This is a genomic window from Streptomyces sp. NPDC023573 (assembly GCF_055559735.1).
Map to the genome: position 1 here is coordinate 620,679 of NZ_JBVHKB010000001.1, position 26,270 is coordinate 646,948.

General features: G+C 70.0%; 26 protein-coding genes and 1 tRNA gene. 8 read left to right on the forward strand and 19 right to left on the reverse strand.

The window, feature by feature from the left end:
- Window positions 1-43: 43 nt before the first annotated feature.
- Together ACZ32T_RS02880 and ACZ32T_RS02885 are read right to left on the reverse strand one after the other, a co-directional pair.
- Window positions 44-1,345, reverse strand: coding sequence for an LAETG motif-containing sortase-dependent surface protein (locus ACZ32T_RS02880; protein ID WP_467365016.1), 1,302 nt, complete (start codon window positions 1,343-1,345; stop codon window positions 44-46).
- A 253-nt stretch (window positions 1,346-1,598) separates the two neighbouring features.
- Window positions 1,599-2,450: a helix-turn-helix transcriptional regulator gene (locus ACZ32T_RS02885; RefSeq protein ID WP_467263498.1), complete on the reverse strand. Its 852-nt coding sequence runs from the start codon at window positions 2,448-2,450 to the stop codon at window positions 1,599-1,601.
- Window positions 2,451-2,536: 86 nt separating this feature from the next.
- On the opposite strand from ACZ32T_RS02885, the gene ACZ32T_RS02890 reads away from it, so the two are divergent.
- Complete coding sequence (locus ACZ32T_RS02890; RefSeq protein WP_467263500.1) at window positions 2,537-3,319, forward strand: SDR family NAD(P)-dependent oxidoreductase; 783 nt, start codon at window positions 2,537-2,539, stop codon at window positions 3,317-3,319.
- Between the two features lie 45 nt (window positions 3,320-3,364).
- Here ACZ32T_RS02890 and ACZ32T_RS02895 read toward each other — a convergent pair whose 3' ends face one another.
- A complete protein-coding gene (locus ACZ32T_RS02895; RefSeq protein ID WP_467263502.1) occupies window positions 3,365-4,015 on the reverse strand; it encodes a TetR/AcrR family transcriptional regulator in 651 nt (216 codons plus the stop codon).
- Between the two features lie 46 nt (window positions 4,016-4,061).
- On the opposite strand from ACZ32T_RS02895, the gene ACZ32T_RS02900 reads away from it, so the two are divergent.
- Window positions 4,062-4,934: an SDR family oxidoreductase gene (locus ACZ32T_RS02900; RefSeq protein ID WP_467365018.1), complete on the forward strand. Its 873-nt coding sequence runs from the start codon at window positions 4,062-4,064 to the stop codon at window positions 4,932-4,934.
- Window positions 4,935-5,023: 89 nt separating this feature from the next.
- Here ACZ32T_RS02900 and ACZ32T_RS02905 read toward each other — a convergent pair whose 3' ends face one another.
- From ACZ32T_RS02905 to ACZ32T_RS02930, 6 genes are all read right to left on the reverse strand, one after another.
- Window positions 5,024-5,602, reverse strand: coding sequence for a dihydrofolate reductase family protein (locus ACZ32T_RS02905; protein ID WP_467263505.1), 579 nt, complete (start codon window positions 5,600-5,602; stop codon window positions 5,024-5,026).
- A gap of 123 nt (window positions 5,603-5,725) precedes the next feature.
- Window positions 5,726-5,971, reverse strand: a complete 246-nt coding sequence (locus tag ACZ32T_RS02910; protein ID WP_467365020.1) for a hypothetical protein — start codon at window positions 5,969-5,971, stop codon at window positions 5,726-5,728.
- Between the two features lie 113 nt (window positions 5,972-6,084).
- A complete protein-coding gene (locus ACZ32T_RS02915; protein ID WP_467365022.1) occupies window positions 6,085-6,627 on the reverse strand; it encodes a DUF1707 SHOCT-like domain-containing protein in 543 nt (180 codons plus the stop codon).
- Between the two features lie 213 nt (window positions 6,628-6,840).
- Window positions 6,841-7,731 (reverse strand): NmrA/HSCARG family protein, encoded by an 891-nt coding sequence (locus ACZ32T_RS02920; RefSeq protein WP_467263510.1) that lies wholly within the window; start codon window positions 7,729-7,731, stop codon window positions 6,841-6,843.
- 114 nt (window positions 7,732-7,845) lie between these two features.
- Window positions 7,846-8,271 carry a MarR family winged helix-turn-helix transcriptional regulator gene (locus tag ACZ32T_RS02925; RefSeq protein ID WP_467365024.1) on the reverse strand — a complete coding sequence of 142 codons (426 nt, stop codon included), beginning with the start codon at window positions 8,269-8,271 and terminating at the stop codon, window positions 7,846-7,848.
- Window positions 8,272-8,453: 182 nt separating this feature from the next.
- Window positions 8,454-8,528, reverse strand: a tRNA-Val gene (locus ACZ32T_RS02930).
- 202 nt (window positions 8,529-8,730) lie between these two features.
- Between ACZ32T_RS02930 and ACZ32T_RS02935 the strand changes: the two genes are divergently transcribed.
- The 4 genes from ACZ32T_RS02935 (at window position 8,731) to ACZ32T_RS02950 (ending at window position 11,938) form a co-directional block, all read left to right on the forward strand.
- Window positions 8,731-9,504 carry a DUF4097 family beta strand repeat-containing protein gene (locus ACZ32T_RS02935; RefSeq protein ID WP_467263513.1) on the forward strand — a complete coding sequence of 258 codons (774 nt, stop codon included), beginning with the start codon at window positions 8,731-8,733 and terminating at the stop codon, window positions 9,502-9,504.
- A 70-nt stretch (window positions 9,505-9,574) separates the two neighbouring features.
- A complete protein-coding gene (locus ACZ32T_RS02940) occupies window positions 9,575-10,942 on the forward strand; it encodes a hypothetical protein (RefSeq protein ID WP_467365026.1) in 1,368 nt (455 codons plus the stop codon).
- 174 nt (window positions 10,943-11,116) lie between these two features.
- Entirely contained in the window at window positions 11,117-11,701 is a 585-nt protein-coding gene (locus ACZ32T_RS02945) for a DUF4383 domain-containing protein (protein WP_467365028.1), read from the forward strand.
- Window positions 11,702-11,710: 9 nt separating this feature from the next.
- Window positions 11,711-11,938: an FmdB family zinc ribbon protein gene (locus tag ACZ32T_RS02950; protein WP_467365030.1), complete on the forward strand. Its 228-nt coding sequence runs from the start codon at window positions 11,711-11,713 to the stop codon at window positions 11,936-11,938.
- Window positions 11,939-11,971: 33 nt separating this feature from the next.
- Here ACZ32T_RS02950 and ACZ32T_RS02955 read toward each other — a convergent pair whose 3' ends face one another.
- From ACZ32T_RS02955 to ACZ32T_RS02970, 4 genes are read right to left on the reverse strand one after another with little or no spacing between them, the layout of a single operon-like run.
- Complete coding sequence (locus ACZ32T_RS02955; RefSeq protein WP_467263518.1) at window positions 11,972-12,631, reverse strand: O-methyltransferase; 660 nt, start codon at window positions 12,629-12,631, stop codon at window positions 11,972-11,974.
- A gap of 56 nt (window positions 12,632-12,687) precedes the next feature.
- A complete protein-coding gene (locus ACZ32T_RS02960) occupies window positions 12,688-13,566 on the reverse strand; it encodes an HAD family hydrolase (RefSeq protein WP_467365033.1) in 879 nt (292 codons plus the stop codon).
- Window positions 13,563-16,049 (reverse strand): phosphoribosyltransferase, encoded by a 2,487-nt coding sequence (locus ACZ32T_RS02965; protein WP_467365035.1) that lies wholly within the window; start codon window positions 16,047-16,049, stop codon window positions 13,563-13,565. The genes ACZ32T_RS02960 and ACZ32T_RS02965 overlap by 4 nt, the downstream gene beginning before the upstream one ends.
- Window positions 16,050-16,057: 8 nt before the next feature.
- Window positions 16,058-17,218, reverse strand: a complete 1,161-nt coding sequence (locus ACZ32T_RS02970) for an HpcH/HpaI aldolase/citrate lyase family protein (RefSeq protein ID WP_467365037.1) — start codon at window positions 17,216-17,218, stop codon at window positions 16,058-16,060.
- Between the two features lie 221 nt (window positions 17,219-17,439).
- On the opposite strand from ACZ32T_RS02970, the gene ACZ32T_RS02975 reads away from it, so the two are divergent.
- The gene (locus ACZ32T_RS02975; protein WP_467263522.1) at window positions 17,440-18,309 is read left to right on the forward strand and encodes a TerD family protein; all 870 of its coding nucleotides are present in this window, start codon (window positions 17,440-17,442) and stop codon (window positions 18,307-18,309) included.
- Between the two features lie 33 nt (window positions 18,310-18,342).
- On the opposite strand, the gene ACZ32T_RS02980 is transcribed toward ACZ32T_RS02975, so the two are convergent.
- The 6 genes from ACZ32T_RS02980 to ACZ32T_RS03005 all read right to left on the reverse strand — a co-directional run bounded on the left by ACZ32T_RS02980 (window position 18,343) and on the right by ACZ32T_RS03005 (window position 23,004).
- On the reverse strand, window positions 18,343-19,077 hold the full coding sequence (locus ACZ32T_RS02980) for a TerD family protein (RefSeq protein WP_467263523.1): 735 nt from the start codon (window positions 19,075-19,077) through the stop codon (window positions 18,343-18,345).
- Window positions 19,078-19,239: 162 nt separating this feature from the next.
- On the reverse strand, window positions 19,240-20,376 hold the full coding sequence (locus ACZ32T_RS02985) for a DUF475 domain-containing protein (protein ID WP_467365039.1): 1,137 nt from the start codon (window positions 20,374-20,376) through the stop codon (window positions 19,240-19,242).
- A gap of 71 nt (window positions 20,377-20,447) precedes the next feature.
- Entirely contained in the window at window positions 20,448-21,023 is a 576-nt protein-coding gene (locus ACZ32T_RS02990; RefSeq protein WP_356707529.1) for a TerD family protein, read from the reverse strand.
- 139 nt (window positions 21,024-21,162) lie between these two features.
- Window positions 21,163-21,738, reverse strand: coding sequence for a TerD family protein (locus tag ACZ32T_RS02995; RefSeq protein WP_356707530.1), 576 nt, complete (start codon window positions 21,736-21,738; stop codon window positions 21,163-21,165).
- 194 nt (window positions 21,739-21,932) lie between these two features.
- Complete coding sequence (locus tag ACZ32T_RS03000) at window positions 21,933-22,400, reverse strand: peroxiredoxin (protein ID WP_467263527.1); 468 nt, start codon at window positions 22,398-22,400, stop codon at window positions 21,933-21,935.
- A 166-nt stretch (window positions 22,401-22,566) separates the two neighbouring features.
- The gene (locus tag ACZ32T_RS03005; RefSeq protein WP_404105678.1) at window positions 22,567-23,004 is read right to left on the reverse strand and encodes a DUF3052 domain-containing protein; all 438 of its coding nucleotides are present in this window, start codon (window positions 23,002-23,004) and stop codon (window positions 22,567-22,569) included.
- 489 nt (window positions 23,005-23,493) lie between these two features.
- Here ACZ32T_RS03005 and aceE point away from each other — a divergent pair, with 489 nt between their 5' ends.
- A complete protein-coding gene (aceE, locus tag ACZ32T_RS03010) occupies window positions 23,494-26,226 on the forward strand; it encodes a pyruvate dehydrogenase (acetyl-transferring), homodimeric type (RefSeq protein WP_467263529.1) in 2,733 nt (910 codons plus the stop codon).
- Window positions 26,227-26,270 lie beyond the last annotated feature (44 nt).

Sequence of the window (26,270 nt, forward strand, 5' to 3'; positions counted from 1 at the left end):
CAACGCGTGTGGCGGGTGCCTGGCCGGCACCTCACCTCATGCCTCAGGAGTGCGAACCCGCCTTGCGACGGCGCACGACGAACACCGCGCCCGCACCGATCGCCAGGGCCGCGCCGCTCGCGAGCGCGAGCTGCGAGGTGGCGGAGGACGAGCCGGTGGCGGCGAGGCTGCCGCTCACGGGGCTGGCCGACGCGCCGCTCTGCGGCTTGAGGTCCGCGGTCTTCGGCTTCTTCGAGGGCTTGGCGTCGGGGACCTTGCCGGGGTTGCTGCCCGCGGCGGCGATCATGAACTCGTAGCCCTCGAGGTCCGGGCTTCCGCCGCAGGTGCCGTCGGCGTTCCAGTAGTCACCGGCGACGAAGGTGACACCGTTGCCCGCCGGAGCCTTGGCGTCGACCGTCAGGCGCAGCTTGATGTCGGCATGGGCGCCGGCCTTCAGCGGGCTGATCTTCTCGATGTAGTTCTCGTTGTCGACGTTCTTCCACGTCGAGGAGGAAGCGGACGACCACTGCAGGTGCACCAGGTGGTCGAGGTCGTTGACCCCGCTGCGGTCGGTCGCGTGGGCGTAGACGAACGGGAACACCTCGTCCAGCGTCTTGTCGGTTCCGTTGGTCACGCGGAGCTTGAAGTTGACCTTCGTGCCGGCGACGACCGTGGACGGCAGTCCCGTGACGACGGTGGTGAGCTTGGGCTCGGGGACGCACGTGTCGTCCTCCCCGCCGTTCTCGCCGCCGTTCCCGCCGCCCTGGGCCTCCTCTTCCTTCGCCTTGGCGAGCGCCGCGTCGGCGGCGTTCTTGTCGGCGAGCGCGGCCTCGGTGGCCTTTGTCGCCTCCCTCAGCTTCTGGCGAGCTTCGTTCTGGTCGACGGCGAGTGCGGTCCGGGCCGTCACGACCTCGGCCTCGGCGTCATCCAGGGCCTTCAGGGCATCCTCGGCGTCGGACACGGCTTCGGCGAGCTTCGCCTCAGCGTCGAGTTTCTCCTCGTCGGTGCCCGTCTCCTGGAGTTTCTCGACCTCGGCCTCGGCGGCCACGACCGCCTTGTCGGCGTCGGTCTTCGCCGTACCGGCGGCCGCCGCCACGACCTCGGCGGCCTTGGCGGCCACGGCCAGGGGGGCGGTGTCGGACAGTGCCTCGTCCAGAGCCGCCTCGGCCGCGCTCTCGGCCGCCAAGGCGTCGTCGTACGCCGCCTGCGCTGCGGCGGCGGCCTTTTCCAGCTCCGTGACGGACGGCTTCTCCTGCGTCTGCGCGGCCGGCTTGTCGTCGGCGAACGCGGGGGTGACCGACAGCAGGACCGCAGGCGTGGTCACTGCGGCGGCAACAGCGGTGGCAAGAATCTGGCGAATCTTCACTAGAGCCCTTCGGGGTCCGAAAAAAGAGAGAAGGGGTCGCAGCGGAATGGGACACGCCTACGCGACTTGAGGCGATCGTATGACCGGAGAGAGGGTCAGCCATCACATTTTCTTCACCTGCTTCCGCCGACAACCCACTGCGGAGCAGACAGAAAAGACGAATGGGTGCAGTTGCTTTCGCCACCTGTGCTTTCACTGTGAGGAACGCCACACCGCTCCCGAGACGCCTTTCCCCGGCCGGCAGGCCGCGTCGCTACCGGCGGTACTCACCGGCCTCGGCTCCGAGTACGTTCAGCAGAGCCAGGGCCTCGGCGTCGGGGGATCCCTTCGGCGCGCTGTAGAGCACGAGGTGCTGGTCGCGGTCCGCGAGGGTGAGTGTGTCGCAGTCGACGGTCACCTCCCCGACGACCGGGTGACGGAACGTCTTCGTGAGCATCGGCGCGGCCTGAACGTCGTGCCGTTCCCAGAGCCGGACGAAGTCGGAGCTCCCGTCGCGGAGTTCGCCGACAAGACCGGTGACCTCGGGATCGGCCGGGTAGCGGGCGAGCGTGGCACGGAGTTCCATGACCACGCGGTGCCGGAACTCGGCCGCGTCGGAGACCCCGTAGAGCGGCGTTCCGGGCCGCGTCTGTCCGAGGAACGCCCGGCGCGCGAGATTGCGGTCCTCGGGAGCGAGCCCGCCGAAGTCCTCCATGAGCGCGGCCGCGAGGTCGTTCCACGCGAGCACCTCGAACGCGGCGGACACGACGATGGCCGCCGTCTGCGGCAGCCGCTCGACCAGCGTGAGGACGCTCGGCCGGACGTCGCGCCGGTGCACCCGGGCCCGGGTCGACGCCGTGCCGGCGAGGACGTGCAGATGGTCGGACTCGGCGTCGGTGAGCCGCAGGGCTCCGGCGATCCCGGCGAGAACCTCGCCCGAGGGACGCGGCGCCCTGCCCTGTTCGAGCCGGACGTAGTACTCGGTGGAGATGTGCGCGAGGACGGCGGTCTCCTCGCGGCGCAGACCCGGTGTCCGGCGCCGCGGTCCGGAGGGAAGGCCGACGTCCTCCGGCCGGAGCCGCTCGCGACGGCTGCGGAGGAACGCCCCGAGCTCCTGCTTGTCCATGGTCCAAGTCTGCACAATCCGCGGCGACGGATCCTGGTACAGCTTGTGCCTGTATCCGGCTCCGGGTCCCGGCCGACACTGCCGTCATGACGAACCACACCGACATCGCACCCATCGGCCTGCTCACCGGCAAGGTCGTGTTCATCACCGGCGCCAGCCGTGGCATCGGGGCGGCCGCGGCCCGGCTCTTCGCCTCCGAGGGCGCCTCCGTCGTGCTCGCCGCCCGCAGCACGGACGCCCTCGACCTCATCGTCACCGAGATCCGCGCCGACGGCGGCGTCGCCGACTCCGTCACCCTCGACCTCGCCGACCGTGCGAGCATCCGCGCGGCGGTCGACCGCGTCGAGGAGCTGCACGGGCGGCTCGACGGCGCCTTCAACAACGGCGCGGCGATCCAGCAGCCCGGCCCGCTCGACACCACGGGCGAGGAGGACATCGACGAGCAGTTCGTCGTGAACTTCCGCTCGCACTGGACCGCCATGAACGCCGAGGCCGCGCTCATGCGAAGGAACGGCGGCGGGGCGATCGTCAACACGTCGAGCATCGGCAGCCGCCGCGCGAACCCCGCCCTCCCCGCCTACGGCGCCATGAAGCGCGCGCTGAACAGCATCACCGAGACCGCGGCGGTGACCTGGGGCCCTCAGGGCATCCGGGTGAACGGCATCACCCCGGGGGGCACCGCCACGGAGATGATCGACGCGTGGGAAGCGGTGTCCCCGGGCATCATCGAGCGCAACAACGCGGCGACCCCTCTCCGCCGCATGGCCGAGCCCCGCGAGGTGGCCGAGGCAGCCGCGTGGCTGCTCAGCGACCGCGCCTCGGTGGTGACCGGGGCGCTGGTGCCGGTCGACGGGGGCGCCGGCGCCTGAGAGGGCCTGAGCGAGCCGCGGCGGCTCCCCGCCACGGCTCAGCCGCTATAGCGTTCCGCCGGCGTTCGCGACCATGCGTACGAGGGTGTCGACGAGTTCCTCCGCGGGGGCACTCAGGCTTCCCGTGCCGAGGTGGCCGCTGAGCTCCATGTCCGTGATGCCGTGGGCGCCGGCGAGCAGGAGGGCGCCGTAGTGCTGCCGGTCCCGCTCCCCGACGAGACCGGCGACGACGGCCAGGAACTCGTCCTGGAAGCGTCCGGCCGCGCGGACGCGGTCCGCGGCCGGGTCCTCCCCCGGTCCGCACAGCTGACGCCGGACGCGGTCGAGTCCTTCGCCGAGTTCCTCAGGACGGTGTCCGTGGCGCCTGAACAGCATCTGGTACAGATGCGGCTGGTTCCGGCCGACCCCGAGCAGAGTGCACAGAGCGCCGTGCAGCTTGCCGGCGGCCGACAGGGCCGGATCGGTCCGGAGGGCGTGGACCTGGTCGGCGATCCGTTCCCAGCCCTCGGTCACGACGGCGGTCAGCAAGCTGTCCTTGCCCGTGAAATGGCGGTACGGCGCTCCCCGGCTCACGCCCGCCCTCGCCCCTACCTCGCGCAGGGTGACGGCTTCGGGGCCGCCGAGGTCGAGGAGGCCGGCGGCCGCGTCGAGCAGGGCGCGCCGGGTGACGGCGGCGGATTCCGCACGGGAGACCATGGCGCCCATCCTACAGTTGACGCTGTCATCTGTTAGCGTCAGGAAGATGACAGCGTCAACTGAAACACAGAAGCTGGTCGTCGTGACCGGAGCCTCCACGGGCATGGGCGCGTCGACCGCCCGCGAGCTGGCCCGCCGGGGGTTCCACGTCCTGGCCGGCGTGCGACGCGACCGTGACGCCGACACCATCCGGTCGGCCGGCGTCGAGCCGGTCATCCTCGACATCACCGAGCCGGAGCAGGTGGAGGCGGTCGCCGCGCGGGTGGCCGATGACCCGCGCGCCCTGCACGCGGTCGTCAACAACGCCGGCGTCCAGGTGAACGCCCCGGTCGAGACACTGCCGATGGCCGAGTGGCGGCGGGTCTTCGACGTCAACCTGTTCGGCCACATCGCCGTCACCCAGGCGCTCCTGCCCGCACTGCTGCGCAGCAAGGGCCGTGTGGTCAACATCAGCTCGATCGGCGGCAAGTACGCCATGGCCACGTACGGCGCGTACGCCGGCGCGAAGTTCGCCCTGGAAGCAGTCAGCGACTCCCTCCGCCGGGAGGTCGCGCCGCTGGGCGTACAGGTCGTCGTGGTCGAGCCCGGCGGTGTCCGGACGGAGATCGCGGCCCGTGGGATCGCGACGGCGAACGACCTCGCGGCCCGGATGACACCCGAGCACGGCGAGCGCTACGGCAGCCTGGTCCGGGCGAACAACGAGTTGATGGCCTCGGGCACGGCCTCGGGCCTGACCGCCGACGCCGCCGCCCGGGTCATCGCGAAGGCCGTGACGGCCCGCAGACCGCGCACCCGGTACACCGCCGGCCGGGACGCCGCCCTGATCATGCGCCTGGGCCCCCTGCTGTCCGACCGCGCGCTCGACCGCGTCCTCGCGGCCAACCTGCGCCGCCACTACCCGAAGGAAGCCACGGCTTGACCTTGCCCGTGCGTCAGGGCTGGAGCCGGCCGCATGACGGAGAACAGCACGTCCCCGACCGGGCCCGCCGCCGGTCGGAGGGACTGGCGTCAGACGTGCAGGGCGGGCCGGTAGACGAGTTCCTGGATGTGGCCGTCGAGCGTCCGGTGCTCGATCAGTTCGAGGTCGAAGTCGGCCGCGCCGTGGAAGACCGGGTCCAGCCCGGTCTGGCCTGTGATCACGGGAAAGAGCGTGACCTGGACGCGGTCGACCAGCCCGGCGGCCATCAGCGCCCGGTTCATCGACAGGCTGCCGTGGGAGCGCAGAGGCACGTCGGACTCCTTCCTGAGCCGGTCGACCACGTCGACGGCGTCGCCGCTCGCAACGGTCGCGTCCGGCCAGTCGAGGGGCCCTTCCAGCGTGGTCGACACCACCGTTGCCGGCAGGCTCCTCATCCGCGTGACCCACGGGTCACGCACCTCGGACTCCGGGCTGCTCGACGCCAGCATCCGCGCGAACGCGCGGTAGGTGTGGGCACCGAAGACCATCCGCTGCTCCTCGCGGTACAGACCGAGGCGGCGGTCGAGGAGTTCGGGGCCTTGCCTGCCCCAGTAGCCGGTCCAGTTCCCGCCGGCGGCACCGAAACCGTCGAGGCTGGAAAAGACATCGAATGTGTAGGTGGCGGTCATGGCGCTCTCCTCGGCTGCGACGGTTCGCCTACATGGGTGAAGACCGGAGACCACGGTCGAACTCACCGCTGCCGAAGTACCGGATGTCCGGACACCCGTCCGCTGCCCACGGCGCTCCGTCCGTCACGGACTCTCGGTGAAGCGGACGCACCAGGCATAGCCACTCAGGTTGTCGTGGGGAACGCGCCGGACCTCTCTGACCTCGCATTTGTCATGGGCGTACTTGAGGGCGAAGCGGTCGTGGCGCTGTGCGTCGGTGAGGTCCTCCATCGACAGGGGTGCTCCGACAACGAGATCTTCGTGCAGGACCTCGTCCTTGGCGGCCCCGGTCGAGCAGGCCGAGCAGTGATGCGCTTTCGGTAGGGCCATGCGTTCAGTGTGCTCCTGACCCGGGGCCTCCGGCACTGGCAGCGCATACGTCCGCGCCGCACAGCGCCTCGAAGGGCCGCGCCGGACGGACCGCCCTGGTGACGGAGGGAACCTCAACGCCACGCGTGGCGGACCTTCAACCGTCCGAACCCCATGGCTCCCGAGATCCGGATCTTCGGTCCCCCGGGACGGGAACGCCGGGTGGTCCTGTAGCGCGAGTCCTTCCACCCGGTCTGCAGGCCCTCGAGATCGACGACCGCGTCGCGGGGCACGGTGATCCTGGCCTTGCCGATGCCGAGTTGCAGCTCGATGTCGACCACCGCGTGCTCGATGACCGTCCGGGACAGGTCCAGATACACCTTTCCGTATGCGGACTCGACCTTCAGGCGCCGAGGCACCCGCCACACACCGCGCCGCCGGATCCGTCCGGCGGCGGCGGCGATCGTGGACGTGGTGGCCTCCTTCTCCGCCGGCAGCGAGGCCAGAGCCGACGTGAGCTCGCTGTGCGAGGTGACGGTGAGCGCCTGGTGGAGGCGATCGTCCAGTTCCTCGTGCGTCATGTGCCCTTCGGCGTACGCCTCCTGCAAGCGCCGCACGGCCGTGTCACGGTCGTCATCGCTGATCAGTGGCGGCCGGTCTTCCGGCATAGCGGTCACCGCAGCACTCTACTGCCGCGCGAGCCGCCATCGACGGCGTCGGTGGGAGGTCACGGACAGCGGCGCACCCCGAAAGGACCCGTAGGTGTCCCCGACTTACCGTCGACCACCGGCCACCCGAGGGCGGGCGTCCGCGATCCGCGGCCGTCACACGGTGGCCGTGCCGTGTCCGGGACCGCCACGCCTGCAAGATCACGGCCTACGGCTGGAACATCAGGAACGGATCCGGTCCGCGGGCGCGGTCCAGCCGGTGGAGCGGATCCACTCGGCCAGGTCCCAGGCGGTCGGCACGATCGCCTTCACCGCCGCGAGGTCTGACGGGTGTTCGGACGCCTTGGCGAAGTGGCGGAACATCGCCTTGTCGAGGTCGTTGCCGAGGACGCTCAGCGGCAGGGCCTCGTAGCGTGACGGCAGCCCGGCGCGCGCGCCGAACGCGGCGGCGATCTGGGGGCCCGTCGGCTCGTCGCCGATGACCTCGATGGCTCCGCCGGGCACGTCCGCGGTGTCGAGCAGGATTACGGCGGCGACCTGGCCGATGTCCTTGATCGAGATCATCTTCAGGGCGATGTCGTTCGGCAGCGGCAGCCTCAGCACGATCGTTCCGTCCTCCAGGCTCGGCGCCATCACGGTCGCGAAGTTCTCCATGAAGGCGGCCGGGCGAACCATCGTGGCCCTCAGGCCGGAAAGCTTCAGGTATTCCTCGATCCGGTGCTTCGAGTCGTGGTGCGGCACGCCCGTTTCGCGATCCGCTCCGAAGACCGAGTTGAACACGACGTGTGGCACGCGCGCTGCGGCCGCCGCATCGACGAGGGCGGTGCCCACTCGGATCTCCTCCTCGATCTCCTCGAGGCTGTTCGCCTCCGGGGTCATGAAGTAGAACGCCTCGACCGCCTCCAGCGCGGCGACCGTTGACGCCGGGTCGTCGATCCGGACGGTCGCCAGCTCGACGCCCCGGGCGGCCAGCGCCTGCGCTCGATCGGACTTGAGGGTGCGGACGAGAGCCCGCACCCGCGCTCCTCGGGCCAGGAGCGCGTCGACGACCGCCCCGCCCTGCTGTCCCGTCGCACCGAAGACCGCGATCGCACCGTTTTCCCGCGTGACCATGTCGTCACCTCTCGCTAGGGCATGAACCCTGACTAGTTCACAGCGTGAACAATAGTAGTTCACGCCATGAACTGATTCAAGGCATGAGGGTGCCCAGGAGGTCTGCGCGGTATGTCAGGACGAGGTGGACGCCGAGACGCCCGACGTGTCCACGATGGCGGTGGCCAGGCGTTCGAGCTCGCGCTGGTCGTCGGCGTCGAGGTTCTCCGCGACGTCGGGCAGGCGCTTGGTGGTCTCGGCGAACACCGCCTCGGCGAGCACTTTCCCCGCGGGCGTCACGCTGAGCATGATGACCCGCCGGTCCTGCTCCGAACTCGCTCGGCTGACCAGGTGGCGCCGCTCGGTGCGATCGACAAGCTGGCTCAGCGCGTTCTTGGTCATGCCGAGCGCGGCGGCGAGGTACGCCATCCGCCGCGGCTCGTCCTTGATCGCGCACAACAACGTGGCCTGCAAGGAAGTGAGGTCGTACTCGGCGCAGATCTGCGCGTACCTCCGCTGGATCAGGACCGAGAGCCAGAAGAGCTTGTCACCGTAGTCCACGCCCGCCGCCCCTCGTCCGGTGCCGACCGCCCAGTCTACCGACGCGACCGGCTTGCCCGACCGTCCAGCGGCGGCGGCGTCGGCCGGTGCTCGCGATGCTCGCCCACGCTCCGCTCGCGCCCGTTGGTGTCAGAAGTAGATGCCAAAGGCCCCCAACCATGATCGGTTGGGGGCCTTCGCACTGGTGGGCGCGGACGGTTTCGAACCGCCGACATCTGCTTTGTAAGAGCAGCGCTCTACCCCTGAGCTACGCACCCGTGGATGAGGCAACAGGTTACATGGCCCATGCCTCCCGGCCGCAATCCGGTTCCTGGCCGCCCGGCCAGGCCTGCGGACCGTGGACCGGGCGTACGGGGGTTACCCCCACCCCGAAACGGTAGCCGTCCGGATCGTCGCGGGGGTGGGCCCGTACATACGGTGGAAACACATTCGCCGGCGCTCTCAGGGGGACCCGACACCATGACCATCCGTACACGACGCACCGACGCACTCGTGGCCGCCGCAGGGACCGTGCTCCTCGTGGCCGCGCTCAGTGGCTGTGGGAGTGCGGATGCCGAGGACTCCGCCGCCGAGCACAAGTCGTTCGCGTTCAGCGGGGACGCGCTCACCATCGACGCCGAGAACTCGACCCTGGATCTCGTGCCCGCCGACGTGGAGCAGATCGAGGTCACCCGCCGGGTCGACGGGTGGGTCGTGCTGGGCAGTGGGCCGGATCCCGTGTGGAAGCTCGAGGGGGACGAGCTGCGGCTCCGGGTGAAGTGCCACGCGGTGATCAGCAACTGCGAGGCGCACCACGAGGTGAAGGTGCCCCGCGGGCTGGCCCTGACCGTGCAGGGGGACAACGGGAAGGTCACCGCGTCCGGCTTCAGTACGCCGCTCAAGATCACCGCCGACAACGGCGGCGTCGACGTGCGTGACATCTCCGGGCCGCTGGAGCTGGTCTCCGACAACGGCTCGGTCGCGGCGGAGCGGATCTCCGGGAGTTCCGTGATCGCCCGTTCGGACAACGGGGCGGTACGGATCGGGTTCGCACGGGTCCCGGACCTGGTGGACACCGTGAGTGACAACGGGAGCATCTCCATCGACCTGCCGGCCGGGAAGAGCACGTACGCGGTGTCCGCCGAGGCCGACAACGGTGACGTGTCCGTCGACGTGCCCCGCAGCGAAAGCAGCAAGCACGTGGTGAGGGCGCGCAGCGACAACGGTGAAGTCACCGTCCGAAGTGCGAACTAACCGGCCCGTGCGTTCGTCCTAACTGGTGGGAGAATGAACCGGGCAGGGCGAATCGGCACGGGAGAGGGATGTGACGGCGACACACACGCGGCCGCAGGCGAAAGCGAGTGTTGGTTCCGCCGTCAGGGACGTCCTGGTGCTGATGCTGCTGCCGGTCCCGCTGGTCGCCGCCGCGCTGCCCGGCGCCTTCGCGGGCGGGGGTACGCGCCGTTGGTTCGGGGGGCGCGGGGAGAATCAGCGCGCCGACGCGCAGGCGGCGAAGGACGCGGCGGCGGCCGCTTTCTACGAGCTCGACACCGCCCAGCGCGATCTGCGGATCTCGATCGAGACGATCACCGCCGTGGACAGCTCGCCCCGCGCCCGCAAGGCCGTGGACGACTTCGCGGCGCTGGGCCGGCGGATCGACGAGGTCAGCCACGAGTACATCACCGCGGTCGACGCCCATGACCTCGACCGGGACGATCTGGAGCCTTCGGCGGCGGCCGGTGCGCGGACCCAGCTGACCCGGGCCAAGGACGATCTCGTGCGGGTGAAGGGTGAGCTCGACCGGTTCGCCGCCGGGCTCGGGACGCTGCTCAGCAGCGCCGAGTCCCAGCTCGCGCGGCTCGCTCCCGCTGTGGAGCGGGGCCGCCAGGCGTTGCTCGCCGCGAGTAACGCGCTGGACACGGTGCGCGCGTCAGGGCTGCGGGCGGACGATCTCGCGGCCCGGCTCGCGGCTCTCGCCCCGGAGCTGACCAAGCTCAACCAGGGCGCCGGACAGCACGGAGTGGCGGAGACCCTTCAGCGTGCGGACAAGGTGCTGCGGGACGCCGAAGCGATCCGGTCGGAGGCGGAGCAGCTTCCCGAGCGGGCCGCCGAGATCGACCGCAGGCTGGTGTCGCTGCGCACCCGGGCCCAGGCGCTGACCACGCGCGCCGGGCAGGTCGAGCCGGTGCTCAGCGAGCTGCGGCGGCGTTTCTCGGCCGCCTGCTGGCAGGACCTGCAGCCGGTTCCCGAGCAGGCGGCGGTCAATGTCCGGCAGGCCGAGGCGAAGCTGGCGGAGGCCGCCGAGGCACGGTCCGAGCAGCGCTGGCCTGATGCGACGTCCCGGCTGAGTACGGTCCGGGCGCTGCTCAACGCGACCGACGAGGCGGTGTCCGCCGCCGGGGACCGGCTGCAGCGGCTCGACGCGGTGGCGAAGAATCCGCAGGCGGAGATCGACCGGACCAGGTTCGCGATCCGGGACGCCCAGCGCCTCGCCATGGCCGGGCGCAACACGCCCGACCCGCGTCACGCCCGCCCGCTGGACGATGCCGTGGCGCGGCTGGAGCGGGCGATCGAGGGGCTGGACGGGCGCCACCCCGACTACTGGCACTTCCTCACGGAGACCGAGGCCGTGCGGCAGACGGCGACCCGGGTGGTCTCCGCGATCCGCGAGGAGCTGGGCGGCGGCACCTGAGCGCGCCCGGGGACGGCGGACCGGGCTGGGTCCGCGCCGGGGACGGCGGGCAGCGCTAAGTTGTCGACGGCGGGCAGCGCTGACTTGTCGACGGCGGTCCGCGGGCCGATCCTGGAGGTACGCAGCGGTTCCCGCTGAGGCGTCCCTGGCCGTACCCGGCCGAAGGAGACCGTCATGGCCACTCACGTCCTGCATCCCACGCGACGGCCCGGCAAGCCGGTCCGCCGCCAGGCCGTCCTCGACGACCACCTCCCCGTCGACCACCGCCTCAGCCGGGTCTACCGGGTGGGGGCGGGCCTGATGGGTCTGCTGCTGGTGGCTTTCGGGATCCTGGGGCTCATCGACCGTATCGGCTTCTTCGACACCGGCGGCGACACGGTGGCGGGCCTCAACACCAACGGCGCGCTGAGCATCCTGTCCATCTGCGTCGGGCTGCTCCTCTTCGTCGGCATGGTCATCGGCGGGAACTTCGCGTCGACGCTGAACATGGTCCTGGGCATCCTCTTCATCCTCAGCGGGTTCGTGAATCTGGCCCTGCTGGACGGCAGCATGAACTTCCTGGCCTTCCGCATGCAGAACGTGCTGTTCAGCTTCGTGGTCGGGCTGATGCTGATGATGTTCGGCATGTACGGGAGAGTCAGCGGCGGCCTGCCCCACGACAATCCGTACTGGCGCGCCCGCCACCCCGAGCAGGTCGCGAGGGAGGAACGCCGTCCCCGTCCCCCGATGCCCGAGGTCACGAAGGGGAAGAGGCTCTAATCTGGAGCCATGCCTCGTTACGAGTACCGCTGCCGCCCTTGCGGCGAGACGTTCGAACTCAGCCGCCCGATGGCCGAGTCGTCCGACCCCGCCTCCTGCCCCGCCGGGCACGAGGACACCGTGAAGCTGCTCTCCACCGTGGCGGTGGGCGGCGGCTCGGCCTCCTCCGCGCCCGCCGCCGCTCCCTCGGGCGGCGGCGGTGGCGGTGGCTGCTGCGGTGGGGGCTGCTGCGGCTGATCCCCCGCCTGAGCAGGGACCGGGGCGGTCCCGCTACTTCCTGCGCGAGAGCGTCAGCCCGTCCGCGACCGTCAGCATGACGCTTTCCATCCGGTCGTCGGCGCGGACATGGTTGTTGAAGCTCCTGATGGCGGCCGCGGCCCCGGTCGCCAGCGGGTCGGTGACGCCTCCGTGGAAGAGCACGTTGTCGGTGACGACGAGCCCGCCGGGGCGGATGCGCGGGACCAGCTCCTCCCAGTACGCGATGTAGTTGCCCTTGTCCGCGTCCAGGTAGGCCATGTCGATGTGCGGCTCGGCCGGCATCGCGCGCAGGGTGTCCAGGGCGGGCGCGATCCGCAGGTCGATCCGGTCGGCGACACCGGCCTTCTCCCAGGCCTCGCGGCCGTACGCCGTCCATTCCTCGGAGATGTCGCAGGCGATCAGCACGCCGTCCGCGGGCAGCGCCCGGGCCATCGACAGGGCCGAGAAGCCCGTGAAGGTGCCGACCTCCACGATGTGCCGGGCCCGCGTCAGCCCGACGAGGAAGGCGAGCAGCGGCCCCTGCTCCTGTGCGGACTGCATGCCGGCGTGGTCGGGCAGCTCGGCGTACGTGGTCTGCACGAGCTCGCGCTGCACCCCGTCCAGCGGAGGATTGTGCGCCAGGGTGTACGCGTACAGCTCGTCGGTGATCTCGGTGGTGTTGCCCTTGGTCATGAACGTCTCCTCGGGTCGGCGGCCCGACCAGCTTGCCGAAGACCGCCCGCGCGCGCTCAGCGATTCGCCCGCAGGGGGTCGGAGGCGCGCAGGAAGCGGCGCAGGATCTCCTCGCCCGCGGCGCCGCCCCGCTCCCGGAGCACCTCGGTGTTGGGCGCGCCCCAGCCGCAGTCGGCCAGCTCTCCGTGGCCCGGTCGCCAGGCCTTGTCGGCGGCGAGCAGGAGGTCGGCGTCCAGGAGCGAGTCACCGGCGGCGAGCGTCAGCGTGGCACCGCTGCGGCGGGCCACCTCGTGCATCGCGGCACTCTTGGTGAGCGGCTTCGGGACGGCGTAGATCTTGCGGCCCTGGAGCGATACGGTCCAGCCCTTGGGGTCCGCCCAGGCGGACAGCTCCTTGACCCAGCCCTCGGGGAGGGCTCCGCGGTCGACGACGAGGTAGGCGAAGAGGTCCTCGGCGACCCGTTCCTTGAGCAGCCAGGAGGGGTCGCCCGCCGCCTGGAGGTGGGCACGGACCTCGCCGAGGGAGGCGCACTCGCCGGCGATCCGCCGGGCCACGTGGTCCTGCCAGTCCGGGTCGGAGACGCCGTCGACCAGGATGTGTCCGCCGTTGGCACAGATGGCGTAGCGGGGGGCGGGCCCGGGGAGATGGATGCGGCCGTACTGCTCCCGGGTCCTGGTGGTGGTAGGGACGAACACCGTGGTGCGGGCCAGCTGGTCGAGCAGTGCGGCGGCCGTCTCCGTCATGTAGCAGAGGGGGGCGCCGCCGTACACCTCGACGCACAGCAGGCGGGGGGCCTGCTCGTCCGGCATGGTCAGCTGGAGGGAGGCCGCCGAGTAGATGAGGGTGCGGTCCAGGTCGCTGGCCACCAGCGTCACGCGGGCGCTCCCGGGGGCGCCCGTGGTCGCGTCGTCAGGCGTGTTCACGGTGTCGCTCACTTCGCCGTCACCGCCGTGCCGTCCGCGCCGGTGGCGCCGCGGGTGTACTTGGGGTGGATCAGCCCGACGCAGGTGTACGGGAGGTCCCCGACCTCCTCGACCGGGACTCCGCGCTGCTCGGCGAGCAGCCGTACGTGGTCGAGGTCGGCGCCGGCTCCCCGCTTGGCCAGGATCTTCCAGGGGACGCGGCGCAGCAGCACCCGGGTGGTCTCGCCGACGCCGGGCTTGACGAGGTTCACGTCGTGGATGCCGTACTCCTCGCTGATGCGTTCGACGGCGGCCCAGCCCTCCCAGGTGGGGGCGCGGTCCGCGGCGAGCAGTTCCTTCGCCTCGGCGTCCACGGCGTCGCCGACCTCGTCGAAGCGGGCGGCGACCGTGTCCAGGAAGAGGCCGGAGACGTCGGCACCGGCGAGCTCGCTGTAGAACTTCGCGCCGTGGAAGTCGTGCGGGCCGACCAGGTCGGAGCGCAGGACCGTACGGGAGATCAGCCCGGACACCGTGGAGTTGAGGCAGGCGGACGGGATGAGGAAGTCCTCGCGCGTCCCGTACGTCCGTACGCAGCCGCCCGGGTCGGCCAGTACGGCGATCTCCGGGTCGAAGCCGCCGAACTCCTCCAGTGCGGCGGCCAGTTCGCGGGTGATGGCACCCTTCCCGGTCCAGCCGTCGACGAAGACGACGTCCGCCGGGTCGTGGTGGGCGGCCAGCCAGCGCAGGGCGTTGGCGTCGATGCCGCGGCCCCGGACGATGGAGACGGCGTAGTGCGGCAGGTCGAGGCCGTGCCGGTGCTGGGCCCATCGGCGCATGAGGACCCCGACTGGGGTGCCGGCCCGGGCGAGGGAGACCAGGACGGGGCGGGGGCCCCTCTCGGCCAGGACGGTCTCGGTGACGGTGCCGACGGCCCGGGCGATACGGGCGGCGGAGGTGTCCAGCGCCGCCTTGAACAGCTCCTGGTACTGCGGGCTGGGCTGGTACTCGACGGGCAGCGACTCGGCGTAGTGCGCACCGCCGCTCTGGATCGCCTCCTCGCGCTCCTCGGTGGGTGCTTCCAGGGCCGTGTCGGAGAGGTCCTGGAGCAGCCAGCCGACGTCGTCCGCCGCGTAGGAGGAGAAGGCGGGTCCCCGGAGAGGTTCGGGCAGCATGGCGGCTTCCTGCCTGTGGGTGGCCGACGGCGAGGCCGGCGACGGCACGTACGAGGGGACGACCGCGAGCACGACCTGGTCGGCGTGGCCCGCGAGCCGGGCCAGCAGCCCGTCCGGGGCGTGCAGGGCGGGGGTGTCGGCGGTGGAGTCGACGACCGCGACGACGGCGTCGAAACCCGCGCCCGCGACGTTGTACGCGTACCGGTCGCCCGGTCCGTCGGCGGGATCGTCGTGGGCCGGGAAGACGAGGCGGCTGCGTATGGCGTAGCCGGGGTCGTCGACGGCGAGGACGGGCGAGCGGGTGGTGGTGGAGTAGCGCACGTCGGCGGTGGTGGCGTCCTCCAGCGCGGTGGCGAGCCGCAGGGGCGCGTACATCAGCTCCTCGAAGCCGAGGACGAGCACCCTGCGCGCGTCGCCCACGGCGTCGGCGATCCGGGCCGCCATGCCCGGCAGAGCGGCTTCCAGGGCCGCGCGGTGGACGGGAGTGAAGCCGTGCCGTCCGCCGTCGGGTACGCCGGCCGGCCAGTCCAGGGCGACGCGCACGGGGGCGGTCCGTGGTGCGGGGGGCTCGTCCGGCGCGTGTCCGGCTTCGTGCGCGGCCACCAGGTCCCGCCCCTTCTCCAGGACTCCTTCGGGCAGGTGCACGGTGCCCCGGGCGCGGGCCACCAGGTCGACGCGCGCGCCGATCTCCTCGGCGAACTCGGCGAGCCGCCCCTGGTCGGCCTCGGAGCGCATGTCCACCAGGGCGACGATGACGTACCGGTCGCGGGGGTAGCGCGCGTGGAGGGCCCGGACGGTGTTGAGCACGGTGTTGCCGGTGGAGAACTCGTCGTCGACCAGGACCAGCACGGAGCCCTCCGCCGAGGCGTGCAGCAGGTCCGGGTCCTCGGGCAGCAGCAGATGGGAGGTGGCGTGGGAGTGTGCCTCCTCGAAGCCGCCGGCCTGGGCGACACCGGCGACGGGGCGCCGGGTCGAGTGGAGGTAGGGAGCCACCCCGAGCCCGTCCGCGACGGCGTGGCCGAGGCCCGTGGCCGTCTCCGCGTAGCCGAGGACGACCGCGCGGCGGGCCTCCGCCTCCCCCAGCAGGTTCCGCACCCGCTCGCCGAGCTCGAAGCCCACGCCGTGGACGACGGACGGCCGTTGCGGCACGTGTTTGCCCAGGACGTTCGACACGAGCAGATGGGCTCGCTTCGGATTGCGGCGCAGGGCGAGGCCCAGCAGTTCCCGGAGCTCCCCGTCGCCGATGAGCTCGACCCCGAGCCGCTCCGCGACCCAGTTACCCGACCACTCCACGTCCACTGCCTCTTCCCGTATCCGCTCGTCCGCTCGCCCGTACCCGTCCATGTGCGCGCTCAGGCCGTCACGCCGGCGGCCAGGAGCTCCACGAAGCCGATGTCCTCGCGGGCCACGCCGAAGACCTCGGCCCGCAGCAGGGTCCGCTCGGCCCAGGCCCGGTGGGGCTTCACTTCGTTCATCTTGTTCGTGTAGGCGGAGCGCAGCACTCCGCCGCCGCCCCGCTCCGGCCGCAGGATGTCCTGAGCGTCGCTGTACTCCTCGTGGCTGACGACCGACAGCGCGTGCACGGGCAGGACGTGCGACGGATGGATGCAGGTCTTGCCGAGCAGGCCGTTGGCCCGGTCCAGCTCGATCTCACGCAGCAGCCCGTCGAGGTCGTGCTCGATGAGCGCGGTGCGCAGCTCCTCGGCCTGGCCCATGAAGGGGCTGCGGCGCAACTGGGGCTTGAACATCCGCTCCTGGAGCCGGAAGTACTCCCAGACGGGCCCGGTGATGGTGAAGCCGGTGCCGTCCGACCGGCCCAGCACGTTGACGACGTCGCCGATGACGGCGCCGACGATCTGGACGTCGTACGCCGTCATGTCGGGTGCCCGGCGCAGACCGTAGGCGGAGCAGAAGTCGGTGACGCCGAGCCGCAGCGCCAGGACCCGGTCGCGGTACTTGTCGACGGTGCGGGAGATTCCCCGCAGGGTCTCGCCCCTGGTCTCCAGGTGCAGCAGCTCGGGCGATTCGAGGACGGGCATCGCGAAAAGCCGGTGCCCGCTGCTCGCTTCGGCCGCGGTGAGCGCCTCCAGGAAGAGCTCGCCCCGATCCTCCGTGAATTTCGGAAGTACGAATCCGGACAACAATCGGACGGAGCTGCCGAGCCGCCGTACGAGGTCGGAGATCTGCTCCGGCTCGCGGACCCTGATGAAGAGCAGCGGCACATCGGCGTCCCGCGCGTCGAGGTCGGCGAACTGCTGGACCAGATTCGCCTCGGCGCCGACGACCTCGGCGTCGTCGATGGAATCCTCCAGGCAGAGCACCATGGAGACCACTCCCTGGCCGCCCTGCTTGATCACGTCCTCGGCCAGCCTGGGCCGGGTCGCGGGGCTGTAGAGCGTGGCCCCGAGGGCCGTGGACAGCAGGCGGGAGGAGGAATCCGCGTCGAATGCGCACGGCTCCCTGAAGAAGAGGTTTTCCCGGACAGCGGGCGAGATATGCCCGAAATGACGCATGTGATTCCCCCGTACTGCCTGATGGACCGGATAAACGTATGGCCGGTAATAGTACGTTCGGAGAGGTGTCGCCGGTTCCCCGCCCTTATGAACTTCAGGTGTCCCCGGCGTATCTCACATCCCGCGCGGCGCGCCTGCGTGCCCCTCGCGAACCCTGCCTGGCCTACTGGTTCGTACCCCCGCGTTGTCCGGACACCACCCCAGCAGGCAGGATGACCGCCATGACGCACGCGATGCTGAAGGGCTCGAACGTCCCTCTCGACGCCATGGCCGTACGGGCCGTGCTGCGATGGACCCCCGGCGCCGGGGTCCCTGATGTGGATGCCTCCGCCCTGCTGATCGGCCCCTCCGGGCAAGTGCGTTCCGACGAGGACTTCGTCTTCTACAACCAGCCGCGGCACCCGTCGGGCCTGGTGCGCCGCCTGCCCAAGCGCAGCGGCCCCGAAGGGCTCACGGACACGATCGAGGCGGACCTGTCCGCGCTCGACGCCTCGGTGGACCAGGTGGTCATCGCCGCGTCCTGCGACGAAGAGGCCTTCGAACGCGTGACGGACCTGCGGATATCGCTGTACGACGCGGCCTCCGCCGACAGTGAGCCGCTCGCGGTGTTCGATGTGCGTGCGGAGACCGGCGAGGAGACCGCCATCATCTGCGGCGAGCTGTACCGGCGCGGCGACGGGTGGAAGTTCCGGGCGGTGGGCCAGGGGTACCCGACGGGGCTCGTCGGGCTTGCGACCGCCTTCGGGATCTCGGTGGACGAGGCGGAGGCCGCCTCCGAGCCGGGCCCGGCGGCCGTGCCCAGCACCCCCGAGGCGCCCGCGCCGGAGGCCACCGCGCCCTCTCCCGACTCCCAGGCCACGGTCCAGCACCAGCAGCCGGCGTACGGCTACCCGCAGCCGTCCGTGGCGCCGCAGCCCGCGTACGGCTACCCGCAGCAGCCCGCGGTGGCCCCTCAGCCCGCCTACGGCTACCCGCAGCCCGCCCCGGCCCAGCCGGCCTACGGCTACCCGCAGCCCGCCGCGGCGGCGGCGCACGCCCCGGACCCGAATTTCGTGCTCCCTCCGCAGGGCCCGCAGTTCCTCCGGTCGTGAACCGGAAGGGCGGCCGCCTTTCACGGTGCGCACTCAGGCCCGCGTCTTGTAGCCGCGTCCCCACTGCATGCCGAAGCCGTACATCCGGTCCAGCTCCGACTGGAATCCGTACACGAACTTCACCTCGCGGCGCACGATCAGCTCGCCCTTGACGTTGTCCACCGTGAACACCGCGCAGGAGCGGGCCTGCGGGGCCCGTTCGTCCAGCTCGATCTCGATGCGCGGACCGTTTCCCGGATAGAGCGTCACCTTGGCGTGCGTGCGGTCGAAGGCCGGGGTCTGGTCGTAGATGTACACGAAGAACAGCAGGCGCTTGATCTCGTCGCGCTTGTCGAGGTTCACGTAGACGGTCTCGCCCGACGGCGCACCGAAGCGGTCGTCGCCGCTGAGCCTGACGTACGGCGCCACGTTCAGATCGCCGATGAGGTTGCCCAGGGGCTGCACAACGCCCTTGGTGCCGTCCGCCAGTTCGTACATGCAGCCCAGGTCCAGGTCGACGTTGACCATGCCCTGGGTGTGCGCCTGGACGACGTCGGGCTTGAAGAGCTTCAGCGGTCGCAGCAGCCGGCCGCTCTGCCGCGACCTTCCGCCGAAGTCCGATGTACGCATCCGCCACGACAGGTTGACGCGCAGGTTGCCCGACAGGGCACCCTGCTTGTTCAGCGAGACCGTGGCGTTGCGCTTGGAGAGCACGATCGAGTTCGTCGCGGAGTTACCCGACTCGAACTGCGCGGCCCGCCGCGGAAACAGGCCGTCCCAGAAGGCCATCCCAACCCCCCTATGTATCGGTGGTAACGCCCGACCCCCGGACGTGCGGCTCACACGCCCCGCACGTCACTGCGGGGCGGCCGCCGGGCCGGGTCCGGGTGTTCCCGGAGAACCGCCGCCGTGGCCGCCCCGCAGAGAGAGCGTTCCTCAATCCTTACCGGGTCACACCCCGGAGGACACTTCCGCCTTGGAATCGGAGCCGCCGGCCGCCGCGATCGCCTTGTTGCGCCGCACCGAGGACAGGAAGGACCAGCCGATCAGGATGACCCCGACGGAACCGGTGATGAGCTCGTTGATCTCGTACTGGATGGTGACGAGCAGGATGACCGCCAGCGCGCCGATCGCGTAGTGCGCGCCGTGCTCCAGGTAGACGTAGTCGTCCAGGGTGCCCTGGCGGACCAGGTACACGGTGAGCGAACGGACGTACATGGCGCCGATACCGAGGCCGAGGGCCATCAGGACGATCTCGTTGGTGATGGCGAAGGCGCCGATGACACCGTCGAACGAGAAGGAGGCGTCGAGGACCTCGAGGTAGAGGAACATGAAGAACGCGGCCTTGCCGGCCAGGACCACCGCGGAGGGGGACTTGCCGGACTTCCTGGCCTCTTCCTCGGCCTCGTGCTCGCGCTCCTCCTCCTCCTCGAGCTTGTTCTCGAAGAACCCGGAGAGACCGCCGACCACGAGGTAGGTGATCAGACCGGCGATGCCGGAGAGCATGACGGTCTCCGCCTTGTCGGCGTGGCCGCCGCCGTGCTGGTGCGCCTGGGTCGCGACGGTCATGGCCGCGATCGCCAGGACGATCAGCGCGACGCAGACCGACAGCATGTCGACCTTGCCGAGCTTGGCGAGCGGACGCTCGATCCAGCGCAGCCACTGGATGTCACGGTCTTCGAAGATGAAGTCGAGGAAGATCATGAGCAGGAACATCCCGCCGAAGGCGGCGATGGACGGATGGGCGTCCGTCACCAGTTCCTTGTACCTGTCAGGGTCGTTGAAGGACAGGTCGATGGCCTCGATGGGCCCCAGCTGAGCGCTGATGGCCACGATCACGACGGGGAAGACCAGCCGCATACCGAAGACGGCGATGAGCACACCGATGGTGAGGAAGATCTTCTGCCAGAAGGCACTCATCTTCTTCAGGATTCCGGCGTTGATCACCGCGTTGTCGAAGGACAGCGAGATCTCCAGGACCGACAGGATCGCGACGACGCCGAATGCCTGCCACCCCCCGTAGAACACCGCTGCGACCAGGCCGAGCGCGGTAACCGCGAACGACCAGCCGAAGGTTTTCAGAAGCACTGGCTACCCCATCGTGTATGTAACGGGTCTCCCCCGGTTGAGTACGGGGCTCCCCCGCGCCGTGCGCGGCTTTACGAAACGTTGACCCCGAAGTCTAGAGCGATGCCTCGCAGCCCTGACGCGTACCCCTGTCCGACTGCACGGAATTTCCACTCGCCGCCGTAGCGGTAGAGCTCACCGAAGATCATCGCCGTCTCCGTCGACGCGTCCTCGCTGAGGTCGTACCGCGCCAGCTCCTGGCCGTCCGCCTGGTTCACCACGCGGATGAAGGCATTGGCCACCTGACCGAATGTCTGCCCACGATTGTCGGCTTCATGGATCGAGACCGGGAAAAGAATCTTGTCGCAGTGCGCCGGCACCTGTGTGAGGTTGACGATGACGGACTCGTCGTCGCCGTCGCCCTCCCCCGTGAGGTTGTCGCCGGTGTGCTCGACGGAGCCGTCGGGGCTGGTGAGGTTGTTGTAGAACACGAACCACTCGTCGCCGAGGACCCGGCCCGACTGGCACAGCAGTGCGCTGGCGTCGAGGTCGAAGTCGGCTCCCGTCGTGGATCGTGCGTCCCAGCCGAGCCCGATCAGCACCTGGGTGAGATCGGGTGCGGCCTTGGAGAGGGAGACATTGCCTCCCTTGGCGAGCGTGACGCCCATGGTGTGTCCTCCCCGAGTCGATGGACGGTCTTCCGGGCCCGGAGGACGCGGGGCGCCCTGCCGAGCGCGTCCGGCGCCGCACGGAGTGCGACGCCGGACGCGATGGAGCTGCGGGTGTCCGGGGGACCCCCGGACCGGCTCAGACGTTGACGCCGAAGTCCTGCGCGATGCCGCGCAGACCCGAGGCGTACCCCTGGCCGATGGCACGGAACTTCCACTCCGCGCCGTTGCGGTAGAGCTCGCCGAAGACCATGGCGGTCTCCGTCGAGGCGTCCTCGCTCAGGTCGTAGCGGGCGAGCTCGGTGTTGTCGGCCTGGTTCACCACGCGGATGTACGCGTTGCGCACCTGGCCGAAGCTCTGCTGGCGGCTCTCGGCCTCGTAGATCGAGACCGGGAAGACGATCTTGTCGACGTCGGCCGGGACAGAGGCCAGGTTGACCTTGATGACCTCGTCGTCGCCCTCGCCCTCACCGGTGGTGTTGTCACCGGTGTGCTCGACCGAGCCGTCGGGGCTCTTGAGGTTGTTGAAGAAGACGAAATTCCCGTCGCTGCCGACCTTGCCCTCGGCGTTCGTCAGCAGCGCGCTGGCGTCGAGGTCGAAGTCACCGCCGGTGGTCGTCCGGGCATCCCAGCCCAGACCCACGATGACCGCGGTCAGGTTCGGCGCGGCCTTGGTCAGCGAGACGTTGCCGCCCTTGCTGAGGCTGACTCCCACGAGTCCTCCAAAAGTTTTGAGAGGGCCGGCAGACACCAGCGCCCCCGTCGTGCGTTGGCATCGGATCAACGATTGGATCCTAGTGACCGGTTCCCGGCCAAAACAGGCTTTTGGCCGGTCGCGGCCAGGAGATCCCCGGATCAGGCTGGTCGCAAACCCCGGATCCCGTACAAGCCGTATCAGGTCGGGCCGGATCAGATCGAGTCGAGTGCCTTGATGTAGTCGTTCAGGTCGCGCGCGTCCGGCAGGCCGTTGACGACGGTCCAGCGGACCACGCCCTCCTTGTCGATGATGAACGTGCCGCGCACCGCGCAGCCCTTGTCCTCGTCGAAGACGCCGTACGCCCGCGAGGTCTCCCCGTGCGGCCAGAAGTCCGAGAGCAGCGGGTATGCGAGGCCCTCCTGCTCGGCGAAGACGCGCAGGGTGTGCATCGAGTCGTTGGAGACGGCGAGCAGCTGGGTGTCGTCGTTCTCGAACCTGGGCAGTTCATCGCGGAGCGCGCACAGCTCCCCCGTGCAGACGCCGGTGAAGGCGAAGGGGTAGAAGAGCAGCACCACGTTCTTGGCACCGTGAGGACCCTGGAAATCAGAGAGCTTCACGGTGCGCCCGTGGTTGTCCTTCAGCTCGAAATCCGGAGCCTTCGTGCCGACCTCGATCGCCATGTACAACGCGTCCCTTCACGAACGTCACACTTCCCCGGCCTGAGCCGTCCGGGTGACACCCACCCTACGCAGCGTCCACCGCGAGAACCGGGCAGGCCCGCACCGGCGCGTACGAAGACCCCCGGCGGCGCGGTGCCGTCGGGGGTCTCGGGTGGTGAAAGAGCTCTCAGCGCTTGGCCGGAGCCCCCTTGGGGGTGACCAGACGGCTGCCCGTCCAGTCCTTGCCCGCGCTGATGCTCTTGGTCTGGGCGAGACCAGCTGTCTGGGCAGCCTCGTTGATGTCGCTCGGCTCGACGTATCCGTCGCGGCCGGTCTTGGGCGTCAGCAGCCAGACCGCCCCACCGTCCTCGATCAGACCAATGGCATCCACCAGCGCGTCCGTAAGGTCGCCGTCCTCGTCGCGGAACCAGAGCAGGACGACGTCAGCGACGTCGTCGTACTCCTCGTCGACGAGTTCCTGGCCGATTGTGGCCTCAATGCCCTCACGGAGCTCCTGCTCGACGTCGTCGTCGTAGCCGATCTCCTGGACCACCTGTCCGGGTTCGAACCCAAGCCTCGCGGCCGTGTTGGTCCGTTCCTCCGCGTGGTCCGCGGTCGCGCTCACGGGTTGCCTCCTGATCATGTTTCGGAAAATGCTTCAGCCACGCGCGTGCGCGGGGCATTGGCCGTAGTCCACACGGGCTCGGCGAATCGCGCAAGTACCCGGCGTCCGAGACCGCCTAAACGGTGACGTTCCCTGCCACGTCGCCGCAACTTCCGGCATCTCTCCTGCGGGGCCCGAAACGGTGTCCGGACCCTTTGTGGAACTCTCGTCCTTCCTCAGCTTATGCCGTTTCGCCCCGCCATTCGGATTCGAACGGGCTTTGGGAACGCTTGGCCGGGTTGGGCGTATGGTTGCGGTTTGGGCAGGACTGCTCTCGCGCTGCTGGTACAGGTGCCCGGACACGGCGTCCTGGAACCTCGTGTTACCTCACAGTAGAGATGACGTCCAGCTCCTCGCGGTACACGATGGAGGCGGCGTACAGCAGCCGCCCGGGGGTACGTTCCCCGTGCACAGGCCCCGAAGAGCACCACCGAACAGCGAAGGAACAGCGTGGCTTCCGGATCCGATCGCAACCCGATCATCATTGGCGGCCTTCCGAGCCAGGTCCCGGACTTCGATCCTGAAGAGACCCAGGAATGGCTCGACTCCCTCGACGCCGCCGTCGACGAGCGCGGCCGTGAGCGGGCCCGCTATCTGATGCTCCGGCTCATCGAGCGCGCGCGCGAGAAGCGCGTGGCCGTGCCCGAGATGCGCAGCACCGACTACATCAACACGATCGCCACGAAGGACGAGCCGTTCTTCCCGGGCGACGAGGAGATCGAGCGCAAGGTCCTCAACGCGACCCGGTGGAACGCCGCGGTGATGGTCTCCCGCGCGCAGCGTCCCGGGATCGGTGTCGGCGGCCACATCGCCACTTTCGCCTCCTCCGCCTCGCTGTACGACGTGGGCTTCAACCACTTCTTCCGCGGCAAGGACGACGGCCTGGGCGGCGACCAGATCTTCTTCCAGGGACACGCGTCCCCGGGCATCTACGCCCGCGCCTTCCTGCTCGACCGGCTGAGCGAGGCCCAGCTCGACGGCTTCCGCCAGGAGAAGTCGAAGGCGGGCCACGCGCTCTCCAGCTACCCGCACCCGCGGTCGATGCCGGACTTCTGGGAGTTCCCGACCGTCTCGATGGGCCTCGGCCCGCTCGGTGCGATCTACCAGGCGCGGATGAACCGCTACATGGAGGCGCGCGGCATCGCCGACACCTCCAAGTCGCACGTCTGGGCCTATCTCGGCGACGGCGAGATGGACGAGCCCGAGTCGCTCGGCCAGCTCTCCATCGCCGCCCGTGAGGGGCTGGACAACCTCACCTTCGTGGTGAACTGCAACCTGCAGCGCCTCGACGGTCCGGTGCGCGGCAACGGCAAGATCATCCAGGAGCTGGAGTCGCAGTTCCGCGGCGCCGGCTGGAACGTCATCAAGCTGGTCTGGGACCGCACCTGGGACCCGCTGCTCGCGCAGGACCGCACGGGCATCCTGGTCAACAAGCTGAACACCACCCCGGACGGCCAGTTCCAGACGTACGCGACCGAGACCGGGGCGTACATCCGTGACCACTTCTTCGGTGACGACCCGCGGCTGCGGGACATGGTCAAGGACATGTCCGACGAGCAGATCCTGCACCTGGGCCGCGGCGGTCACGACCACCGCAAGGTCTACGCGGCGTACTCGGCGGCCAAGGCCCACAAGGGCCAGCCGACCGTGATCCTGGCGCAGACGGTCAAGGGCTGGACGCTCGGACCGAACTTCGAGGGCCGCAACGCGACCCACCAGATGAAGAAGCTCACGGCGGACGACCTGAAGCGCTTCCGTGACCGCCTGCACATCCCGATCGCGGACAAGCAGCTGGAGGACGGCAACCCGCCGTACTACCACCCGGGCCGCGACTCGGAGGAGATCCAGTACATGCACGACCGCCGCCAGGGTCTGGGCGGTTACGTCCCGACGCGTGTGGTGCGGGCGAAGCCGCTGCCTCTCCCTGACGACAAGGCGTACGCGACCGCGAAGAAGGGTTCGGGTCAGCAGTCGATCGCCACGACCATGGCGTTCGTCCGTGTGCTGAAGGACCTCATGCGGGACAAGGAGATCGGCAAGCGCTTCGTGCTGATCGCGCCCGACGAGTACCGCACCTTCGGCATGGACGCTTTCTTCCCGAGCGCGAAGATCTACAACCCGCTCGGTCAGCAGTACGAGTCCGTGGACCGTGAGCTCCTCCTCGCGTACAAGGAGTCGCCGACCGGCCAGATGCTGCACGACGGCATCTCCGAGGCCGGCTGCACGGCCTCACTGATCGCCGCGGGTTCGGCGTACGCCACGCACGGCGAGCCGCTGATCCCGGTGTACGTCTTCTACTCGATGTTCGGTTTCCAGCGGACCGGTGACCAGTTCTGGCAGATGGCCGACCAGCTTTCGCGCGGATTCGTCCTGGGCGCGACCGCCGGCCGTACGACGCTGACCGGCGAGGGCCTGCAGCACGCGGACGGCCACTCGCAACTGCTCGCCTCGACGAACCCGGCCTGTGTCTCCTACGACCCGGCGTTCGGGTACGAGATCGCGCACATCGTCAAGGACGGCCTGCGCCGGATGTACGGCGAGGACAGTGAGGACGTCTTCTACTACCTCACCGTCTACAACGAGCCGATCCAGCACCCCGCCGAGCCCGCCGACGTGGATGTCGAGGGCATCCTCAAGGGCGTGCACCGCTACCGTGCCGGCGAGCGGGGCGAGATCCCGGCCCAGATCATGGCGTCCGGCGTGGCCGTCCCGTGGGCGGTCGAGGCCCAGCGGATCCTCGCGGACGAGTGGAACGTGAAGGCGGACGTCTGGTCGGCGACCTCCTGGAACGAACTGCGCCGCGAGGCCGTCGAGGTGGAGCGCCACAACCTGCTCCACCCGGAGGAGGAGCAGCGCGTCCCGTACGTGACGCGGAAGCTCTCCGGCTCCGAGGGCCCGTTCGTGGCGGTCTCGGACTGGATGCGTTCCGTGCCCGACCAGATCGCGCGCTGGGTCCCCGGCGCCTACCAGTCGCTGGGCGCGGACGGCTTCGGCTTCGCCGACACCCGGGGGGCGGCCCGCCGGTTCTTCCACATCGACGCGCAGTCGATCGTGCTCGCGGTGCTGACGGAGCTGGCCAAGGAAGGCAAGGTCGACCGCTCGGCGCTGAAGACGGCGCTGGACCGCTACGAACTGCTGGACGTGGCCGCCGCGGGCCCCGGCCCGGAGGGCGGCGACGCGTAAGGAACCCACGGTTCCGGAAGACGCGTAAGGAACCCACGGTTCCG

Bases quoted from the DNA above. Each gene is read 5' to 3' on its own strand.
- ACZ32T_RS02885 (WP_467263498.1), bottom strand. From the start codon at position 2,450: ATGGACAAGCAGGAGCTCGGGGCGTTCCTCCGCAGCCGTCGCGAGCGG.
- ACZ32T_RS02890 (WP_467263500.1), top strand. From the start codon at position 2,537: ATGACGAACCACACCGACATCGCACCCATCGGCCTGCTCACCGGCAAG.
- ACZ32T_RS02895 (WP_467263502.1), bottom strand. From the start codon at position 4,015: ATGGTCTCCCGTGCGGAATCCGCCGCCGTCACCCGGCGCGCCCTGCTC.
- ACZ32T_RS02900 (WP_467365018.1), top strand. From the start codon at position 4,062: ATGACAGCGTCAACTGAAACACAGAAGCTGGTCGTCGTGACCGGAGCC.
- ACZ32T_RS02905 (WP_467263505.1), bottom strand. From the start codon at position 5,602: ATGACCGCCACCTACACATTCGATGTCTTTTCCAGCCTCGACGGTTTC.
- ACZ32T_RS02910 (WP_467365020.1), bottom strand. From the start codon at position 5,971: ATGGCCCTACCGAAAGCGCATCACTGCTCGGCCTGCTCGACCGGGGCC.
- ACZ32T_RS02920 (WP_467263510.1), bottom strand. From the start codon at position 7,731: ATGGTCACGCGGGAAAACGGTGCGATCGCGGTCTTCGGTGCGACGGGA.
- ACZ32T_RS02935 (WP_467263513.1), top strand. From the start codon at position 8,731: ATGACCATCCGTACACGACGCACCGACGCACTCGTGGCCGCCGCAGGG.
- ACZ32T_RS02945 (WP_467365028.1), top strand. From the start codon at position 11,117: ATGGCCACTCACGTCCTGCATCCCACGCGACGGCCCGGCAAGCCGGTC.
- ACZ32T_RS02950 (WP_467365030.1), top strand. From the start codon at position 11,711: ATGCCTCGTTACGAGTACCGCTGCCGCCCTTGCGGCGAGACGTTCGAA.
- ACZ32T_RS02955 (WP_467263518.1), bottom strand. From the start codon at position 12,631: ATGACCAAGGGCAACACCACCGAGATCACCGACGAGCTGTACGCGTAC.
- ACZ32T_RS02965 (WP_467365035.1), bottom strand. From the start codon at position 16,049: ATGGACGGGTACGGGCGAGCGGACGAGCGGATACGGGAAGAGGCAGTG.
- ACZ32T_RS02970 (WP_467365037.1), bottom strand. From the start codon at position 17,218: ATGCGTCATTTCGGGCATATCTCGCCCGCTGTCCGGGAAAACCTCTTC.
- ACZ32T_RS02975 (WP_467263522.1), top strand. From the start codon at position 17,440: ATGACGCACGCGATGCTGAAGGGCTCGAACGTCCCTCTCGACGCCATG.
- ACZ32T_RS02980 (WP_467263523.1), bottom strand. From the start codon at position 19,077: ATGGCCTTCTGGGACGGCCTGTTTCCGCGGCGGGCCGCGCAGTTCGAG.
- ACZ32T_RS02990 (WP_356707529.1), bottom strand. From the start codon at position 21,023: ATGGGCGTCACGCTCGCCAAGGGAGGCAATGTCTCCCTCTCCAAGGCC.
- ACZ32T_RS03000 (WP_467263527.1), bottom strand. From the start codon at position 22,400: ATGGCGATCGAGGTCGGCACGAAGGCTCCGGATTTCGAGCTGAAGGAC.